Source organism: Promicromonospora iranensis (genome assembly GCF_028994805.1).
Lineage (GTDB): Bacteria > Actinomycetota > Actinomycetes > Actinomycetales > Cellulomonadaceae > Promicromonospora > Promicromonospora iranensis.
Genome location: NZ_JAJQQP010000016.1, coordinates 126,419 through 143,993, shown reverse-complemented (window position 1 = coordinate 143,993; position 17,575 = coordinate 126,419). Strand labels below are relative to the sequence as shown.

General features: G+C 67.6%; 18 protein-coding genes. 7 read left to right on the top strand and 11 right to left on the bottom strand.

The genetic code is table 11. The annotated features are described in order from the left end of the window. Positions 1–158 precede the first annotated feature (158 nt). Positions 159–467 carry a hypothetical protein gene (locus LUM46_RS23850; protein ID WP_274997563.1) on the bottom strand — a complete coding sequence of 103 codons (309 nt, stop codon included), beginning with the start codon at positions 465–467 and terminating at the stop codon, positions 159–161. 90 nt (positions 468–557) lie between these two features. Between LUM46_RS23850 and LUM46_RS23845 the strand changes: the two genes are divergently transcribed. Then, positions 558–953: a hypothetical protein gene (locus LUM46_RS23845; protein WP_274997562.1), complete on the top strand. Its 396-nt coding sequence runs from the start codon at positions 558–560 to the stop codon at positions 951–953. A gap of 443 nt (positions 954–1,396) precedes the next feature. Next, positions 1,397–1,720 carry a hypothetical protein gene (locus tag LUM46_RS23840; RefSeq protein ID WP_274997561.1) on the top strand — a complete coding sequence of 108 codons (324 nt, stop codon included), beginning with the start codon at positions 1,397–1,399 and terminating at the stop codon, positions 1,718–1,720. Positions 1,721–1,733: 13 nt separating this feature from the next. Here LUM46_RS23840 and LUM46_RS23835 read toward each other — a convergent pair whose 3' ends face one another. Further along, positions 1,734–1,925: a hypothetical protein gene (locus LUM46_RS23835; protein WP_274997560.1), complete on the bottom strand. Its 192-nt coding sequence runs from the start codon at positions 1,923–1,925 to the stop codon at positions 1,734–1,736. Between the two features lie 158 nt (positions 1,926–2,083). Here LUM46_RS23835 and LUM46_RS23830 point away from each other — a divergent pair, with 158 nt between their 5' ends. Together LUM46_RS23830 and LUM46_RS23825 are read left to right on the top strand one after the other, a co-directional pair. Further along, positions 2,084–2,836, top strand: coding sequence for a DNA-methyltransferase (locus LUM46_RS23830; protein WP_310242939.1), 753 nt, complete (start codon positions 2,084–2,086; stop codon positions 2,834–2,836). 721 nt (positions 2,837–3,557) lie between these two features. Beyond that, complete coding sequence (locus LUM46_RS23825) at positions 3,558–3,731, top strand: hypothetical protein (RefSeq protein WP_274997559.1); 174 nt, start codon at positions 3,558–3,560, stop codon at positions 3,729–3,731. Between the two features lie 80 nt (positions 3,732–3,811). Here the strand turns inward: LUM46_RS23825 and LUM46_RS23820 are convergent, their stop codons facing one another. The 3 genes from LUM46_RS23820 to LUM46_RS23810 form a co-directional block, all read right to left on the bottom strand. Continuing rightward, a complete protein-coding gene (locus tag LUM46_RS23820) occupies positions 3,812–4,453 on the bottom strand; it encodes a hypothetical protein (protein ID WP_274997558.1) in 642 nt (213 codons plus the stop codon). Between the two features lie 281 nt (positions 4,454–4,734). Beyond that, positions 4,735–7,257: a tyrosine-type recombinase/integrase gene (locus LUM46_RS23815; protein WP_274997557.1), complete on the bottom strand. Its 2,523-nt coding sequence runs from the start codon at positions 7,255–7,257 to the stop codon at positions 4,735–4,737. Next, the gene (locus LUM46_RS23810) at positions 7,254–8,426 is read right to left on the bottom strand and encodes a tyrosine-type recombinase/integrase (RefSeq protein ID WP_274997556.1); all 1,173 of its coding nucleotides are present in this window, start codon (positions 8,424–8,426) and stop codon (positions 7,254–7,256) included. Before LUM46_RS23810 ends, LUM46_RS23815 begins: the two co-directional genes overlap by 4 nt. Positions 8,427–8,505: 79 nt before the next feature. Here LUM46_RS23810 and LUM46_RS23805 point away from each other — a divergent pair, with 79 nt between their 5' ends. Continuing rightward, positions 8,506–9,390 (top strand): ATP-dependent DNA ligase, encoded by an 885-nt coding sequence (locus LUM46_RS23805; RefSeq protein WP_274997555.1) that lies wholly within the window; start codon positions 8,506–8,508, stop codon positions 9,388–9,390. Between the two features lie 31 nt (positions 9,391–9,421). On the opposite strand, the gene LUM46_RS23800 is transcribed toward LUM46_RS23805, so the two are convergent. From LUM46_RS23800 to LUM46_RS23785, 4 genes are all read right to left on the bottom strand, one after another. After that, positions 9,422–10,132, bottom strand: coding sequence for an SOS response-associated peptidase (locus LUM46_RS23800; protein WP_274997554.1), 711 nt, complete (start codon positions 10,130–10,132; stop codon positions 9,422–9,424). A gap of 149 nt (positions 10,133–10,281) precedes the next feature. Further along, complete coding sequence (locus LUM46_RS23795; protein WP_274997553.1) at positions 10,282–11,160, bottom strand: DUF5710 domain-containing protein; 879 nt, start codon at positions 11,158–11,160, stop codon at positions 10,282–10,284. Between the two features lie 232 nt (positions 11,161–11,392). Continuing rightward, on the bottom strand, positions 11,393–11,755 hold the full coding sequence (locus tag LUM46_RS23790) for a hypothetical protein (protein WP_274997552.1): 363 nt from the start codon (positions 11,753–11,755) through the stop codon (positions 11,393–11,395). An 879-nt stretch (positions 11,756–12,634) separates the two neighbouring features. Continuing rightward, on the bottom strand, positions 12,635–12,889 hold the full coding sequence (locus LUM46_RS23785; protein ID WP_274997551.1) for a hypothetical protein: 255 nt from the start codon (positions 12,887–12,889) through the stop codon (positions 12,635–12,637). Positions 12,890–13,324: 435 nt separating this feature from the next. On the opposite strand from LUM46_RS23785, the gene LUM46_RS23780 reads away from it, so the two are divergent. Then, positions 13,325–13,564, top strand: coding sequence for a hypothetical protein (locus tag LUM46_RS23780; RefSeq protein ID WP_274997550.1), 240 nt, complete (start codon positions 13,325–13,327; stop codon positions 13,562–13,564). A gap of 37 nt (positions 13,565–13,601) precedes the next feature. Here LUM46_RS23780 and LUM46_RS23775 read toward each other — a convergent pair whose 3' ends face one another. Next, entirely contained in the window at positions 13,602–14,975 is a 1,374-nt protein-coding gene (locus LUM46_RS23775; protein ID WP_274997549.1) for an IS4 family transposase, read from the bottom strand. Positions 14,976–15,210: 235 nt separating this feature from the next. Here LUM46_RS23775 and LUM46_RS23770 point away from each other — a divergent pair, with 235 nt between their 5' ends. Further along, positions 15,211–16,140 carry a hypothetical protein gene (locus tag LUM46_RS23770; protein ID WP_274997548.1) on the top strand — a complete coding sequence of 310 codons (930 nt, stop codon included), beginning with the start codon at positions 15,211–15,213 and terminating at the stop codon, positions 16,138–16,140. A gap of 996 nt (positions 16,141–17,136) precedes the next feature. Here the strand turns inward: LUM46_RS23770 and LUM46_RS23765 are convergent. Further along, positions 17,137–17,544, bottom strand: coding sequence for a hypothetical protein (locus LUM46_RS23765; protein WP_274997547.1), 408 nt, complete (start codon positions 17,542–17,544; stop codon positions 17,137–17,139). Positions 17,545–17,575 lie beyond the last annotated feature (31 nt).

Below are 17,575 nucleotides of genomic sequence, written 5' to 3'. Positions count from 1 at the left end.
CGAGTGCGGCCGGAAAGCCGCAATAGATCGAAGGCCAGCCTCGTGGCGCGCGCACCTACGACCACTACGCGGCCTCACCAGCGGCGACGTCACCTTGCGTCCCAGTCTCTACGACGCGAATCGCTATGTGAAGGTCCGGGCCGCGCGGACAGCGCGCGTCAGGGTCGCGGACCGCCCGGCGATATCTCCCGGATGTGATCGCGGTACAGCCACAGCGTCTTTATGAACCGCCGGTCGTCGACCAGCTCGACCTGCCTGAGATCACCCGCCTTGGCCAGGACCACGGTCTCGATCTCCTCAAGGCCGTCGAGCTCCCACTCCACCTGAGCGATCACCACGTCCGAGCCACGCCATGCCTGCTCCACGACACGCTCGGGGACGAAGCACTCGTTGAGCACGCCCTGCCACAGGTCGCGGTGCTCCGCCCATGCCAGCAGCGAGCGATCGATGGAAGCGCGGCCGTTCATAGCATCAGTATGCACCTCAAAGTCGAACACGTGTTCCTTCGCCGTGGAACGCAGATTGACACAGTCGAACTACCGTTCGATGCTTGACTAGTGGGTCGCACGAGAAAGCCCCAATCCCGAGGCCTGTACGGGCACTACTCTGCCGCCACGCATCGAGGCGATCTGGCTGAGCTGATCGACCTCGTCGCCCACCCCGACACGGGCCTTGAGCTGCTCGCCGTCATCGCACCCTCGATACGAGACAAGGACGCGGACGCACAGCTCATCCACCACGTGCTGGACCACCCCGTCTGCAGCGAGGCCATCGCATCCCGGTACGCGACTCACCACGAGGCGGACGTGAGGCTGCGCGTGGCCACGTTTCCCACCATTGGGTCCGCTGTCCTGGCAATCCTCGCGGTTGACGCCGATGACCGCGTCCGCGAAGCTGCCGCTCGGCGGTTGGATGCCATGGGCGATGCCCTGCGTCCAGACCGCAGCGCCTGACTGCCCCTACCCCCGCGGTCAGGAGCGATCCTCGCCCGCTCGGGTACCCGATGGGAGGCGAGGCCACCGGCCGACGGGCACAGGCCACGCAACAGGGTCGGGCTGCGCACAGCGCTCATGGTGGCGGTGGCGGGCCTGTTGCGCAGCAGCAGTTCCAGCCGGCCGAGATCCACCGCCTGGTGCGAGAAGCCACCTACCGAACTGAACCAGCGAGGCGTACAGCAGCAGGCCATCGGTGTCCGGGGTGTGTGAACTCGTATCGAGGCGGTCCACGCCCTCCTGAGTCTGCTCGTCCGACAGCGTCCGGGCGGCCGCCCTCCGCGAGCCCTGCGCTGCCAGGACCGCGAACCATAATCACGCGCGGACGATGCGCTCGGGCGACCCAGCTCTGACACAATCGCCAGCAGCATCAATCCTGACAAGCCGAAACAAGGAGGAATTTGGTGAACTCCGGGCCGGAAGAACCGACCGCGGTCTCCTGGCAGGCCGCGCGGACACCGCGCTGGTTGACGATCACCAGCGTCCTCCTCCTTGTACCCGTGGCCGCGGGGCTGGTGTATTTCGCTACGACCACCAGCGGGTTGAGCAGCGTCATCTTCTACGCCGCCGCCGTCATGTTCGTCTGGCTAGCCGTCTGGCGCTGGTTGACCGAAACTCGCCCAGGATTCAGGACTTCCCGAGTTGGTGGGCGGATCCTCACCGCGATGAACATCGCTGCGGTCCTGCTGGTCGGCCTGACCGTGTGGAACCTCGTCGCCAACTGGTGATGCCTGACCACCGTCAGGTACCGGCGGCTTCCTCCGGCTCGGGCAGGTCAAGCACCATATTGGTGATGCGCACGGCGGGGTCGTCGGACGCCACTGTCCTCAACACGTCGAGCACAGCCTGGTGCGCCCGGTCGTAGTCCCCGTCGTCCGGGTCATCGGGCAGCGTCACGATCATCTCGATCGGCACCGTGTACCGCAGCTCCATCAGCGCGTCGCCTTCACAGCAGGAGAACGTACCCGCTGATGACGCGGTGCGTCGCCAGGAGGTTGCGGAACACCTTCCACCCATGACCACGCCTTCACACCCCTCACCTCGTGTCCCTCCGAACCGTCGCACCGAACTGCGGGCGGGTGGTGAGTTGGATGGAGCCGTACTTCGCTGACCAGGGCGTGACCCTGTACCTGGGCGACATGGTCGAGGTCCTGCCCCAGCTCGGGACGTTCGACCTCGTGGTGACCGACCCGCCCTACGGGGAGACCAGCCTCGGCTGGGACGTCTACCCCACTGGATGGCCCCAGCTGCTCACCACGCACACCTCGAGCTTGTGGGCGTTCGGGTCGATGCGGATGTTCCTGGACCACTGGAGCGATTTCGCTGGGTGGCGCCTGTCCCAGGATGTCGTGTGGGACAAGGGTCGGGCCACCAGCCCGGCCACCGACCGGTTCCGGAGGGCGCACGAGCACGTCCTGCACTTCTACCGCGGGCCGTGGCGCGACCTGTACCACCAGACACCCCGCACCCAGGTCGACAAGCGCGGCCGCCACTCCCCCGCCACAACGCGGCATGCGGGGCCCACTACGCAGTCCGAGTACGGGCCATCGACCTGGACCGAGACCGGCACCCGCCTGGTCGAGTCCGTGCTGCATGCCCCGAAGGACCGCACCAGGAGCATCAACCCGACCGAGAAACCCGTCAGCGTCCTCGAGCTCCTGATCAGCTACGCCTGCCCACCCGGCGGCACCGTCCTGGACCCCTTCGCCGGTTCGGGGTCCACCGCGGTGGCTGCCCGGCACACCGGACGCTCCGCGGTGCTGATCGAGAAGCGCGAGGTGCAGTGCGAGACCACCGCGCGCCGCCTATCCCAGGGCGTGCTGGACCTCGGCGGCTCCTTGTAACTGTGCGACCCCGGTCCTCGATGCCGGGTTGTCGTCTTGCTCCGTTCGACCAAGCAGCGCTTCTGGGCGTGACCGCGTCGATGTGCGCTTTGGCTGCGGCGGCGGGATTCTGGATGCATGGCGGCGGCGATGCCTTCGGGGCTTGCTGGTCCAGTACAGGTGGCTCTTGCTCGTGCGGTCGGGCAGATTCCCCGAGTCGGCGCGTTGCCTGGAGGGTGCCGGTTCGAGCCGAAGTGGGACGGCTTTCTTCACTGAACCTGTCAACCTGTTTCGCTGCTGCCAGGGATCCCCGTTCGAGAGTCGTGAGAGGCGGCTCGTAGAGGTAGCGGGGGCGTTGACGGTCCGCTGCCCGTCCGGGGCGCTCGACTCGGCCCGGCATCGTGAGGCCCTCGACGCCCCTGGTGGGCATCCACGCTCGTTCGGCCGCGCCCGTGCTGCGCGAGCTACAACGCCTCGCCACGGGGTACACGGATGCCTCCCGCCGTGCGGCTGTCCCTCGGGGTCGATGCGCACTCGCGCGTGCCCAGTCTCGACGGCCCCACGGCTCCACCTGCGCGTCTACGCCAGCCGGACGACGGAGCGCGCACTGATGGGAACGTGCGTCCCCCCTTGACCGCGCGGCCCTGGGCCGCCGGCCTGACCTGCTGTACACCGCTCACCGGTCGTGGATCGAAGGCCAGGCGACGCGCGAGATCGGTGTTGCCTGGGGCCGGTCCCGGGCTTGTCTGAAGTCTGGCACGAGATCAGACGCCCCGACTTCACGCACCTGATCGACCTCACCGAAGACACCACCGCGACAGCCGGCCCAGGCTCGAACGGACTACTGGACCGGATCTACGCCGATGCCGACTCGCTACGGCGGCACGCCGTCCGGCTGCGACGGCGGGCGAGCTGAAGAACGCCCCTCCTGTTGTGGAGGTTCGCAGAGCGCGAGTGCCCGTCCGCCGCGGGGGGATGGGCACTCGCGCTACCAGGTCACGAGATCTCGAAGGAGCTCGCGACGTTGTTCCACCCGGAGGGGTTCAGGTCGTCCTCCTCATGGATCCACGACGTGCCCTCGAATTGAAGGCCGCTACGGGACCACAGTGTGATGTCACAGCCGTTGTAGGTACGGACGGACGAAACCTTGTCGTCGAGGACGGCTGGGAAGTTTGCCCCGCCCTCGAAGTCGCTGGTCCTGGACGTGCAACCCACCGAGTAATTGGGGTTGTAGATCACTCCGACGAGTCCGTCGTTCTGGGTGTTGAACCAGCGGTTTTCATAGACGATCGCAACGACAAGGCCATCGCTCGTGTTGTAGCCGGACTTGCAACCGAACTGGCCGTCGAGGATGGCACAGTAACCATACGTGTTCGCCATGGTCCCGATGCCCCCAGACTTGGCCATGGTCCCCATGCCCCCAGACTCGATGCGTGCGCGGACCTCCTTGACAGTCAGTGAACCGTCGGCGGCCAGGTCGGCGAACGGGTCCGTCGAAGCGGAGAGCGAGGCAGTGACCGCTGGGGAGTCGACTGGTGCGGCAGCCGCGAATGCAGCAGCTGGTCCAGCACTCAACACGAGGGCGGCGATCAGCGCCGCAACGGGGCGTGCCGACGTGCGCGTGAATCTTCCAACCAAGATGGCCTCCTATGAAGCCGGGGCAGGCGAACGTTTCACCTTTGAACCCCGCGGCGGATATTATAACGGATAAATGGGACGTATCGTCTCGCGTATTCCCGTGATCAGCGCGGCAAGGAACCGCCACGGACGCCTGATGGTCTCGCTCGACAGTGTCCAAGCCAGGAACGCCGACCAGCACGCCGCCGCACTGAGGCTGACGAGACGCGAGGTGATCAGCTATTGCGCACTGCGGCAGGGCTCGGACCGAAGCACGCCGAGGACATCTCTTTGGTTCCAGATCAACCGTCTTCGGCCGGCATTGACGCGGTTGCTGTCTTCAGTTGCTGCTCGGCTTCGGTGCGGCGCTTGCGCAGGTGCTTGAGGGAGTCCTCCAACGCTGCGACCTCGCCAAGCCAGACCCGCTCCTTGGCCTCGGCGATCCGCTTGGTCGCATTGGCCGTCATGTCCTCGATGCGCGGCAGCTGAGCGGGATCGACGCGAAGGAACCGGCACTTCACGCAGGCGTGTTCGTGGACACAAGGTGTGCCGTAGGGGCGGTGGCAGTCGCCGAGGGCGACTTTGCGCAGCAGGAAGTGGTTCTCGAAATCTGCCCACTCCTCACCGGTCGCGGTCCGCAGTTCGGCGCTCGTACGGGTGGCGCGGCGGCGTTCGATGAAGTGCTGATGGGCCGCGATGACCTCCTCGGGGAACACTGCGGTGTAGCCGCGGGTGGTGTCCAAGTTCAGGTGCCCGAGAAGGGTCGCGGTGATGTGCAGCGGCAGACCGGTGGAGACCATCTCGGTGGTGAACAGGCGCCTGAAGTCGTGAGGCGTGAAGTGGATCGGCTCGCCGGCGTCGCGCAGCCCGGCCGAGACCGCTACGTCCACGATGAGCCGCCGGGCCACCGACGGCGAGATGACCTCGTTCCGGGTGCCGATCCGGCGGACGAACAGGTGTGGAAACGGTTCGCCGTGCACCTTCTCGTGGGGGTCGTAGCGGATCGACAGCGGGATTCGGCCACTGTTGTCCTTTGCGCGTCGCTGAACCGCGACCAGCACCGCCACCAGCTCCGGCGTCATCGGTATCAACCGCTCCATGTCGTTCTTGCTGGGCACGATGTGCAGCAACGGCACGAGCGTGCCAGTGGAGGCGGCCGTGTGGTGACGCAGCGACAACTGGGTCAGCTCCAGTAACTCCTCGACCCGGATCCCGGTGTGGCGCAGTGTCTCGATGGCCGCCCACGCCCAGAACCCGTCGGATTCGGCCGCGGTGATGTCGACCAGGCCGTGCCGGTTGACCCGGATCAACGGCAAGTCCGGTGCCGCGGTGACGATCCTGGCGCGCAGCAGACTCGGCCGGTCCCGCTCGTAGCGGCGTGGTGGCGGATGATGCAGCTCGAACTCCGAGCCGTCGACGACGAACCGCTGCCCATGGCCGGCCTCCTGCCCGGCGGTCAGCAACCGGGCCGCCCAGTCACGGCGGCGGACCGCTTCGGCGACGAGCGCCGGCAGCAGTGGTGTCAGGGCCCGGGTGCGGTTCTGCATCCGCGACTGCTGACGCCTTTTCGCCTTCGAGGCGTTCCTCGACTCGTGCCGCGACACGGGACACGGCGCGACCCACGGCCCCCATCTCGCCGGTTCATCGTGTGACCACTCCGCCAGATCCCGATACATACCCCGGACTGCGAACAAGATCGAGTGGATCTCGCGGCGCGGTAGCCCATCAGTGGTGACCGCGAGTCGTTCGCGCCACTCAGCCGCGACCTCAGACGCCAGCCGCAGATCAGCCTGGTGGGGGTTGATCTGCAGGACCTCCCACCAGAACAAGCGCACCAGCCGGTAGGCCCAGCCCTCCAGGCTGCCGTAGTCCATTGACGGTTTGAGCTCGCGCAGGTAGTCGACCAGCAGGTCGCGCACTGCGCCCGCCGGCAGGCCGTAGCGGTCGACCAGGGTCTCGACCGAGTGCTGGCGGGTGTTGCCCTTGGCAGACCAAGCGGCCCGTAGCGTGAGCGGTTCTCCCGCGAACGGGCCAAGCGTGACCAGCAACTCCCAGGCCAGGTGCTCGCGCCGGTTCCGCCCCGAGGTGCGGACAACGTCGGCGTAGAAGAGCAGATCGTCGCCTCGGATTTCGTGCAGCCGTTTCCCTGTCCGGATCAGCACCCGCGACAAGCAGGCCTCCGCGTCGTACTGGTGCCGAAATAGCGCCGACCGGTAGGCCGGTAGCGCCCGCAGCCGTTCCAGCTGCTCCGCCTCGTTGACGGTGAGTATGCGCTGAGGCAGGTGTGCGCCGGCCTTGGAAGCCAGTTGCCAGCCGTAAGAGGGACGCAGCACCCGCGCAACCAGCAGCGCGTTCATGCCCTGAGCCACCGACGACTCGGGCGTGCGTGGCGTGACCGACGACCGCCACGTTCGAGGCGCCAGGTCGGCGCCGCTGGCCAGCCACCGCTGCTCCCAGGTGTCGCCGTCGAATCGGTCCAGCCACTGCAGGATCCGCCGCACGCCGGTCGATGTCGGCTTGCGGCTCGGAAACACCTCGAGCACCCGGTCCAGGGTGAAGTAGATCGCGTCGTCCAGGCCGAGGCCCTGGGCCCCTTCACCAGATGCGCCCGACGGTAAGACTGGAGGTGCAGACCCTAGGTCGTAGGCATGCTGCCGCAGAATGCGGCCACGCGGCCCGAACACGGCATCCGGTGCCACCGCGGCCGGTGGTGACAACGGCTTCGTCGTCGGCCCGGACGCCGCCCGCGTCTGTGCCGCCTGGATCCCCGCAGCCGATCGCGAATCGGCCGGAAGCTCAGCGCCCGAGACTGGTACCTCGATCATGCGGGAAGCCCCAGAAGTTCCCGGACCATGGACTCGTCGTAGGTAGGTTCGATCACCGGTCTGGCCGGCCGCGGCCGGGCATGGTGCTCCAGGACCTTGGCGACTAAGTCCTCCAGCCTAGGCTGGGTGTAGATCTGGGTGGTTGAGATGCTCGCGTGGCGCAGGATCGTCTGCACGTCGAACAGCGTGAACGCCGGGTCGGCCAGCAACCGGGCCGCCGCTGTGTGCCTCAGATCGTGCAGAGTCCAGTTCGTGCCCAACGACGCGTTCGCGCGCTGCAGCACCGCCCTCGCGGCGTGGTAGGTCAACGGTCGCGGTGTGCCTTGCCGGGTCCACCACACCGGGCCGCCGTGCTCAACTGGCGGCCCCTCCTGCAGGTATAGCGCAAGCCACACGAACGAATCAACGCTAGCCGGGACCGTCTCCCGCAATCGGCTTCCTTTGCTGACCACCGTGATCGTTTTCGCACCTGCATCCAAATCGCCGCCGTGCCGCAGCCCCAGCAGCTCGCTGGCCCGGACACCACTCGACAGCCAGAACGACACCAGCGCCCGGTCCCGGTGACTGCGCAGTGCCCCGAACAGTGCGTCAGCGGCATCATCAGGTATCGCCCGCCACGTCGGGTGTGGTGTCTTCTGCCGATACCTCGCCCGCTGGTGAATGACGAAATCCTCCATCGGATTGTGGTGCGCAGCGACCCTGCCAGCAGACCGTGTCCGCTGGGCCGGGACAGGGTTGACCAACGGCCCGAGGTCGGCGGCGCACGCCCACTCGTAGAACCCGAACAAGACACTCAACTGGTGGTTGATCGTCCTGGCCGCGTACATCGTTCCCAGCGACGTCTTGCCCGTGAGTGGGTTCACCGAGCCTGGCGCCGGCACGTCCGGACGCCGGCGTACCCGCTGCTGAACGGGCGTCTCGCGCAGCCACTCGACGAACTCCCGCACATCGATTCGCTCGGCCCGGTCCCACGGCGTCCAGCGTCCATGCAGGAAGCGAAACCAGCGCAGCAGATCGTACGCATAGCTGCGCAGCGTTCCTGCAGAGCAATCCGACGCGGCCAAATCCCGCAGGTATCCAGAAGCGGCGACATGCTCAAGTTCGGGAAACAGCACCCGCCAGCGCAACCCCGTCTCGAACTCCACCACACGGCCCACGTCAGTAACCACCGACACACTCTCTCCATGTCCTCACCCGCGCCGCCAATCAGCGCACCGAAGAGTTCAGTCAACTAGCCGCCTGGCCGCCGTGCGCGATCAGGACGGTACGAGGTTGTGGTCTCGTCGCGGCACCGATCTGTCGAGCACGTTTCCCGAGATCGCCTCTGCGTGTACCGAGCAACTTCCACCTGGCGTCGTGCTCGACGGCGAAGCGGTGATCTGGTCTCACGGTCGCTTGGACTTCGGGGCGCTGCAGTCGCGCATGGGCCGCAGCGCTCACCGATCAGCCACCCACGCCGCTGACCATCCGGCCTCGTACGCCGTGTTCGACCTGCTGGCTCACGACAACCGCGACCAGCGCCAGCTGTCCTTCGACGAGCGTCGCGCGCTGCTGGAGCAGCTGGCCGCCGGCTGGCGGCCGCCACTGAACCTCTCAGAGGTCACGGCAGATCGCGAACTCGCGATCGAATGGTTCGAGACCTACCCGGTCGTAGGGATAGAAGGCCTCGTCGTCAAGGGTGCGGCGCAGCCGTACCCGACCGGGCGCCGGGAATGGCTGAAGGTCAAGCACCGCGACACCGTCGACGTGATCTGTGGTGCGGTGATCGGTCGCCGGACCGCCCCGCAGGAAGTCGTGGCAGGCCTTCCGATCGACGGGGACCTGAGGATCGTGGGCCGGACCGCCCCGCTGTCGCCGTCGGGACGCCGAGCCCTGGCCCCGTGGCTGGAACCGCCAGCGGAAGACCATCCATGGCCTGCTCGGGTGCTTCGCACGGCGTTCTCGCGGTTCAACACGGCACGGAGCGACGTCGTCGACCTGACCCTCGTCGAGCCGGTCGTGGTCGAGGTCAGTGCCGACGTGGGATGGGATGGTCAGAGCTTCCGACACCTGTTGCGTTTCGTGCGGGTCCGACCAGACACCGAGGTCAGCAGCGTCAGGCCACCGGAGGTGCACGGCACACCGACTGCGTAACCCACTCCTCGTGGAGGCATCGGGCGCGGCGTCAGTCGATGGGCTCGATCAGGTCCGGGCCGTTGTTGCGCACGTTACCCACGGCCGTGCCGACCTTGACGGGCGTCAGGTGTGGTTCGGGGATCGACGCAATCAGGGCGTCGATCTGGTCACCGTCAGTCAGGTCCGGGTCGAGCCACCGGTCCCAGAGCTCGTCGGGCAGCAGCAAGGGCGAGCGGTCGTGGATCTGGCCGAGCGTGTCGGTCGCGTTCGTGGTGATGACGGTCAGGGACCACAGCCACCGATCGGGATCAGTCTCGGTCTTGGTCGGGTCGCGCCACAGCTCGTACAGGCCGGCCGCGGCCAAGGGCGCGCCGTCGGGGTCGGTCAGGTAGAACGGCTGCTTGCGGCCCTTGCCGCTCTCGGGCGCCTGCCACTCGTAGTACCCGTCCATCGGGACGATCAGCCGCCGGCGCGAGGCGGCCTTGCGGAAGGCCGGCTTGTCGGTGATCGTCTCGACGCGCGCGTTGATCATCCGGGCGCCGATCTTGGTGTCCTTGGCCCACGACGGCACCAGTCCCCAGTGCAGGCTGCGCAGCTGCCGCATCGTGTGCCCGCCCTCGTCGCGCTCCAGCACCGCGCGGACGTCGTTGGTCGGAGCGACGTTCCAGGACGGGTCGGGTTCCTCGCCGATGAGCTCGGCGATGTGGAACCGGTCGGCGATCTCCTGGTCACGACGCGCGTTGGCGAATCTGCCGCACATGCCCACCAGTGTGACCGCGTGCGGGTGCGCTCGCGCGCCGCGCACCTGCAACGCCCAGCTCGGCGCGCAAGCGTGAAGCGGCTGGCGCCGGGCTTCACGTGTCAAGCCTCGCTGACCGAACTTCACCGGGAGGTCGTCGACCACCGCCCTCAGGCTCGACGCAACCGCGCGACCAAACGTCCGAGCAAGGACCTGGGCCGCGTGGCCTCGGTCCCACGCGCAGGGACATCCACCGGGCTGGGCGTCGCCTGCGGCGCCGCGCCCGGCTGCGCGACGGCGCGCAGCCGTATCCCGTCGGCCTTTGCCCGCTCCATGGCGCGGTGACGGATCCCGTCGTCCTGCGCCACGAACGCTTCCTGCACCGCTGCCGGCCGCTGTTTGGCTGATGGTGGACGCTGCACTGTGACCCCGACGTCGGTCAGCATGGACAGGTCCAGCTCCCACGTCCGCTCGGAGCGCACCGACCAGAGCGCGAACGCGTCGCGCACGTGCTGCTGTGCCTGGGCGTGGTCCATGCCGGTGACCGCCATCAGGTGAACGTACGCGGCGTCCTCCAGGCCGCGCACCTGCGCGAACCCGAAGTGGGTGACCGTATGGCAATCGGTGCACAGGCAGATGAGCCGGGCAAGTCGCTGCACGCCCTGGACGGGATCGAACACCCACCGCTCGTGAGCTTCCAACCAGCGGCGGGTCTCCTTGTCCTGGGTCGCGCTGCAGAGCTCGCACCGCATCCCGGCCCGGCGCGTGATCATCCGCCGCAGCCGCTCCCAGTCCTTCGGGGTCACGCACGACCGCACGTTGGTGAACCAGCACGTCGAGGGCACCAGGTCGACGAACAAGCCCGACCCCAACGACCGGTCCTCACCAGGCAGCAGATCGGGAACATCCGGTAGCGCCGCCCAGCGTTCCAGCCGCTTCATCCCCGGGCGAGGGGCGAACCAGCGCTTCGCGTCCGGTGCCCACCGGGCACCGAGCTCCTTGGCCTCGCCCTTCTCCTCGAACGGCACATCGAGCCAGATCCGATCCATCACACCCGCCCCTCGTCACGGCGCCCATCGCCATCAACACGCCGGGCCTGCGATGCGCCGACACGGTGCTGCGTGTCGACGTTACCGATCGATCCCCAGGCACGAGACCCCGGGCCGCGAACTGGTCGAAATCTGTGGATAACTCTGGGACAAACCTGTGGATACTGCCCGCCGGCAGCGCTTAGCGCTTGGGTTCTCAACGACTCAACAGGATGCCGGGCTGTGGAAATTCCTACCAGCCCCAGCCGCCGACCTGCTCGGATGCCCGGCCAGCAGCATCGCGCCGCGCTCGTTCGTCTGCGTCGCGGCCCAGCTGGGCGGCGCGGGCTCGCGCGTCGGCCAGGACCACCGGGACACGCTCCATCGACCGCCGCGGTCCCGGGCGGCCTAGCTGCCGGGCCGTCTCCTGGTTGGTCGTGATGGTTTCCAGGGCTCGTGCGGCGGCAGCCGCCCCTGGACGCTGGCTACCGGGCTTCTGCTCGTCGCCCTGGCGTGCCGAGCAGTACAGCCCGGACGCCGCACGGTGCCCGCCGCGCTCGTTGACCTGCTGGAGCCTCTGCGCATCACGGTGCCCGCGCAGCCTGGGGAAATCCACAGGCTGCTATGGGAGGCCGCCGACATCCTCGCAGCCGGGGCGCGGGAGGAGATGCCGTGCCCCGATTGCGCGCGCCGCATCGAGCAAATCCACGTGCGGCTCCGCGTGCTGATCGTCCCGGCCAGTCCTCCCCTAGGCACGAAGAGGCACTGCCGGGCGGCATCAGCGGCATCAGCACGCCCGTGCTCAAATGCTTGGGACCCGGCCACACTCGTGCCGCGGTATCCGCTTGCCGAGCGGAGCCTGTCGATCGGCACCGTGTACCGCAGCTCCATCAGCGCATCACCAGCGCCCCGGAAAAGTCCCAACGACCGCACCCCCGTGACGGCTGAGAGCCACTGCGCACGACCTGCGTACAACGCGTTCAGCTCCCCACCCACACAAGCCCTGCCCTGTCCGAGACCCGGCGCCTATCAGTTCAGCGCGGCCCACGCCGCCGTAACCCTCGCCGCCGGCCAAGACCGAGCAGCAGATCCTCCAGGAACGCCTCGCCCACGCCAAGACACAACCAGACCTGCTTCGCCGCAAGCTGGACACGCCGGGCTGAGATCCGCTGCGGCGCTCCGCCGAGCGCTGTTGTCCCGGTCGTGCTCGTGTCGATCGCACACCGCACCTACGAAGCTCGTAACCCACCCAACGCGCGACTCGGAGACGATGTCGACCATGTCCAACCACGACCAGACGACCGAGTGGACCATCAGGAGCGAGCCTGCCTGAACACCGTCAGAGGGCCGTCGCCAGGAACATGACCATAATCTGTTCTACCCTCCGAGCCGACCAGGCGGACAACTCATCTCGCCAGGAGTGGTGTTAGACCACAGCGAGATTAACTGGCCGCCTGGGCTCGGAGGAACCCCAGTCCTGTGCGACCTGGGTTTACTACCAGTCGTAGCCAAGCGAAGTGCTGATGCCGGTACTGATGGAGCCGATGTTCGTGTAGGTGCTGGTGGAGGCGGAGGTCCCATAGGCCCCGGCGTTGAGGCACGTGCTGCTGTTGAGGTAGCTGTAGTACGAAGTTGTGGCCTGCACATCGCAGTCGGCAGCGGCTGCCGGGGCGGCAGCGGCGACCCCGAGGCTGGAAAGGGCGAGCAGGACGGCGGCTGCTAGACGCCCAGCCTTGTATCGACGGGTCATGACGGCTCCTTCGTCGTGAGCGGCACTGCGGGGACCCGACGGGCCCCGTTCCACAGTGCGCCGCTCACTGCCACGGTGCCACCCGACCGACTTAACTTCACCCCCTGAGGGAGCACATCACCCACACGGACGGGACGGCCGCCGAGCGAGGCCGGCGTGCTCGCCTGAGACGCAGTAGAGGGAAGGGGCGTCGCGTAGCGCTCACCGCCAGGTGAGTAGGTGGCGCTTGCACCGTAGGACACACCTGCAGTGCCCTTCCTGGCACGGAGGACCGGCCGCGACGGGCTCGCCACCCCCGCTGTTGTTTTGGGCGGCCTGGGTCAGCGCGGGTCGTGCGCCGTCAGGGCACGGTCCCTTCGAGGTATACGTTGCGGGCCGGCGCACGTGGCCGAGGTAATCGTCGCGTTCGGGTGTGCCAGCACCCGCAGTCCCTGTGTGCCGACCTGGTTCACCGACCTGCTCGAGGACCTGGCCAGCAGGGACAACACGTTCTTCGTGATCTACCCCGACGACACAGCCCTGGACTGGTCCCTCTCGGCCTACACCCGCACCAATGGTCTGGGCGGCTACGAGATCGAGCGGCGCGACCCGGCGACCGGGCAACACGACACGACCGCCGCGGCCGACCACGTCACGATCGTCACCGAAGTCCTGACCTGGATCCCAGACCGCTAACCAGTCCGAAACAGGCCCTAGATGCAATGCCGGGAAGTTAGGGCGTTGAGGTTGGTGTCAAGGTCGCGCGTTCGATCATGAGGGTTACCCGTATCGGGTAGGTCTTGTGGTCGATCGCGGGGCCTCTGGCGTTGTACTTGCTGATCGCTCGTTTACGGATCCGTTGACGGGTCCGTGGCCGTGGGGCAGGGAGCAGGTCGGCCAGGACCGCGGCGCCGATGAGCCCGATCAGATCGGGCTCGTTCAGGCAGTGGCGAGCGGTGACGATCTGGTCGCGGGCGGCCAGGAGCGCGATCGTGAACGATGCGCGGTCTGGGGCCAGGTCCTGGTTGGTGTTGGTCGCGTCGGTCATCGCGGTGCGCAGGAGTTGATAGCAGGTCAGCAGGGCGTAGATTTCCTGGGTGACGCCGGCCGGGGTCTTCGCGCGCAGGACGCGTCCGCCCAGGATGGTCGACTTCAGCTCGCAGTACGCGGTCTCGATCTGCCAGCGTTGGTGGTAGAGCCGCACGAGGGCCGCCGCGGGCGCCTGGGCGGGGTCCAGGAGCGTGGTGATCAGCCGGTAGGACTCGGTCCTTGTGGTCCCGTCGGGCAGAGTGACGGTGATGCTCGCGTCGAGGACTCGCACCAGGGTCGGTCCGTGCCAAGCCAGCCAGGTCCCGTCCGCGTAGTCCAGCACGCGCCGCAGGCGCGCCGCGGTGGCCGCGGTCTTGGACCGGAACAGCAGCTGGGCGCCAGTGGCTGCGAGAGCGGCGACCACGTTGCGTGCGCAGAAGTTCCGGTCGCCCAGGACCAGCATCCCGGGTCGTAGCGAGCGGGCCAGCCCCGGGGCCATCGCGACCTCTCCGGTCGTGGTCGGTCCGAAGAGGGCATCGATCAGGCTCCGGGTCCCGCAGGCGATCAGGGCCACGATCCGCACCGCGGGATACCCGCCCCCACCACCCAGGAGGGTGGGTTGACGAGAGAACACCGTCTCGTTGGCCGCCCCGGCCGGGACCGAGACCTGGGTGCCGTCGATCGCACACACCAGCAGCCCGCGCCAGGACACGTTCGCGGTCGTCGCCGCGGGACCGCGCAGCAGATCGAACAAAGCAGCCAGCGGGGCGATCCCGACCCGCCGCAGCGCTTGACTGATCGCTGGGCTGGACGGCGCGGCGACCTGCCCGGGGAGCGCCTGCACGAGTCGGGCCCAGACCTGCCGCCATCCCATGTCCTCGAACAACGCCCCGGCCAGCAGCAGGTAGACCACCACCCGCCCCGGGAGCAGACGGGCGCGCTGCTCGACCCGGCCGGTCTCGGCCAGGACCGTATCGACGACCTCGGGCGGGACCTGCACGGTGAGCTCTCCCAGATGCCCGGGAGCGAACACACCCGGGGCTGACAGGGCACGGACGTTGATGACAGGATCGGACACGGCGAAGCTCCTGTGGTGAAAGCTGTCTTGGCGGACTGCTCTCAACTACAGGAGCTTCGCTGCTGCTACCAGCACAAACATGGTCTTGACACCGACCTCAACGCCCTAACTTCCCGGCATTGGCCCTAGATGGCACCATCAGACGATGGAACGTGCAGCGTCCGGCCCGGGACTCAGCCCCGCCGCCCGAAACGCCTTCCAGATGCTCGCTGCAGCCCGGGAGAAGAGTCATCGCATGCCGCCACGGCCAGGCATCCAGGACGCCGGACGGTCCCTGAACGGGCTCGCGGAGGTGTTCACGCTCGCGATCTGGGAGAAACGTGGGCTCGACCCCAGGTCGGGGAGCGTCCTGCGGCCGCTGCCCGGCACCCCTGGTGACGTGCGTTGCCTGTCCGAGCTCAACCCAGACAACGTATTCGTCATCGAGACGGTGAACTGGATGGTCCATGCCACGCGCGACCATCTCGAAGGGCTCGCGGTCCTGTGCGCGACGCACGCCCCGCTACGGACCGTTCTCGCCGTCGCACGCGTGCTGCTGGAACCCGCGATGCACGTCTCCTACGTCCTGGACGAGCAGATCTCCGACACATTGCGCACCGTCAGGGCGTTCAACCTCCGACAGGAAGCACTTCGCCAGGAGTGGCAGGACGCCGTCCAGGACCCGGCCGATGACGGCGAGGCCGAGGCGCGGGCCCGGGCGGAGCGTGACGGCCTGAGTGCGGCAGCACGCGCCGACGGGCTGGCCTTCGTGGCGAAGAAGGACGGCACACTCGAGGGCTACGTCCTCGAACCTCGCAACGAGGCCGCACAAATGCGCACGATCGCGCTCGGTCCGCTCGGCATGGACGCCTGGCGCACCCTGTCTTCCGCGACCCACTCCCAGGAGCGCAGCCATCTGCGGGTCGCCCTCGGCGACCTCGGTGTGCCACAGGGACATGCAACCGACTGGATGGCGCTCTTCTGGGTGTACCTCGCCGTGGAGGCCGCGATCCACGCGATCGAAGCGACCGTGCGGTACCTAGGCGGTGCGGTGATCCCTGACACGGTGCTCGGCCCGATCAGGTACATGCTCCGCGACGCCGCCTACATGGTCCCTGACAACGAGCGACTGGCCGTCGCTTCACGACTGGGATGGACACCGCCGGATAGCGCCGAGGCGCCCTGAACAGCCCCCGTCATGGCCCTCAGGAGTCTCGGAGCAGCGCCCGGCGGGGAACGAGACCGGTACGTCGCCCTTACCGCCAGTGACATACCGGATCGTCGTGGCCACGGTCACTTCCGCAGAGTCCGTCGTCCAGACAAGCTGGCCCCGTCGGGAGTGACGGGCGCGCGTTCGTCGGGTGAACCGTGCGCACGGGAGGACGAGTCAAGGAGGGCGAAGCCATTCCCGCGGAGCCCTACGAGGCAAGCCTTGCAGACCTCCGCTCGGTGAATCGGGCCACAACCCTTCCGGATCGGCTGCGCGCAGCATTCGGCCGGCCATGTGCCGCGTAGCGTAGCGCGCGACACGGCTGTTGGTGAAGCAGTGAGGCGCCTTCCCCGACAAGCGGGAAGGCGCCCCACCGGAACCCTTTCCACCAGCCCACCATGCGCGAACACTTGGTGGAAAGGGCGCTGGCGCCGGCCGCTCGCGGCGTCCGGCAAGCTGTGAAGTTCTGACCGTCAGAAGTAGGGCCTCATCGGACGCACCGACGAGCGAGCCGAGAAGTTGCCGAGCGCCGACTGGCCGGGATGGCCAAGGTAGCGGCAGCACGACTCATTGCATGGAATCCTCGGAGCAAGGCGTTTCCCCTTAATAGCTCCGCCGGAAACAGCGGTGGACCACACCTATGCTTACCACGAATGAGACTTAAACGCGCTGCCGTCTCTGGCAATCGGAGTGCACAGAGCGAGCCGGGAATGAAATAGGACATTCCCGAATCGAACTCTGTGGCAAAGCGCCAGAATCCCGGCAACCGGGGCATGAGACCTTGCCTGGACCGGCGGGCCAGCACGGACAAGTTCACCTCCCAGGAGCCGACAATCCACGCTCGTGCAGCCAGACTTGTGCCGTCCAGCATCACCCAGGCCCGGGCGGGCGACCGGTACAACCACGCCGTCCCCTCGCGCCAGCACGTGCCCCTTCGCGTGTCCTGGATGCCGTGCAGATCGTGAACGGCGTTCAGCACCCGAGGTTGTCTGCCAAGGCATTGCGAGCCTGTTGGACTTCCACAGCATCGTCTCGGAGCGAGCGGGCCACATCCGGGGTGATCGCGCTCTCGCTGATGCGGTCGACCGACACGTCGAAGCGGTTCCATGCTTCGTCCAGGGCACGGGTGCGCTCCTGAGCCATGTCGCCTGCCGCCGTGTTCAGGTATCGCCACGCCTGGCCGGCTCCGTCGCGTGCCGCGGCGACGTCGTCCACCGTGGCCTGTGGTGTGAGCGTCGTGTCGAAGATGTCCAAGGCGACCGTGAGCTGCTCGGCCGCACCGCAGACGCGTTCGTTGCTCTCCTGCGGCGGCGCTTCCCTGGAGCACGCGCCTGTCACGAGAACGACCAGGCCTACCGTGAAACTTCTTGCCCGCCTCATGTTCACGCCCTTTGACATCGATACCCGGGTG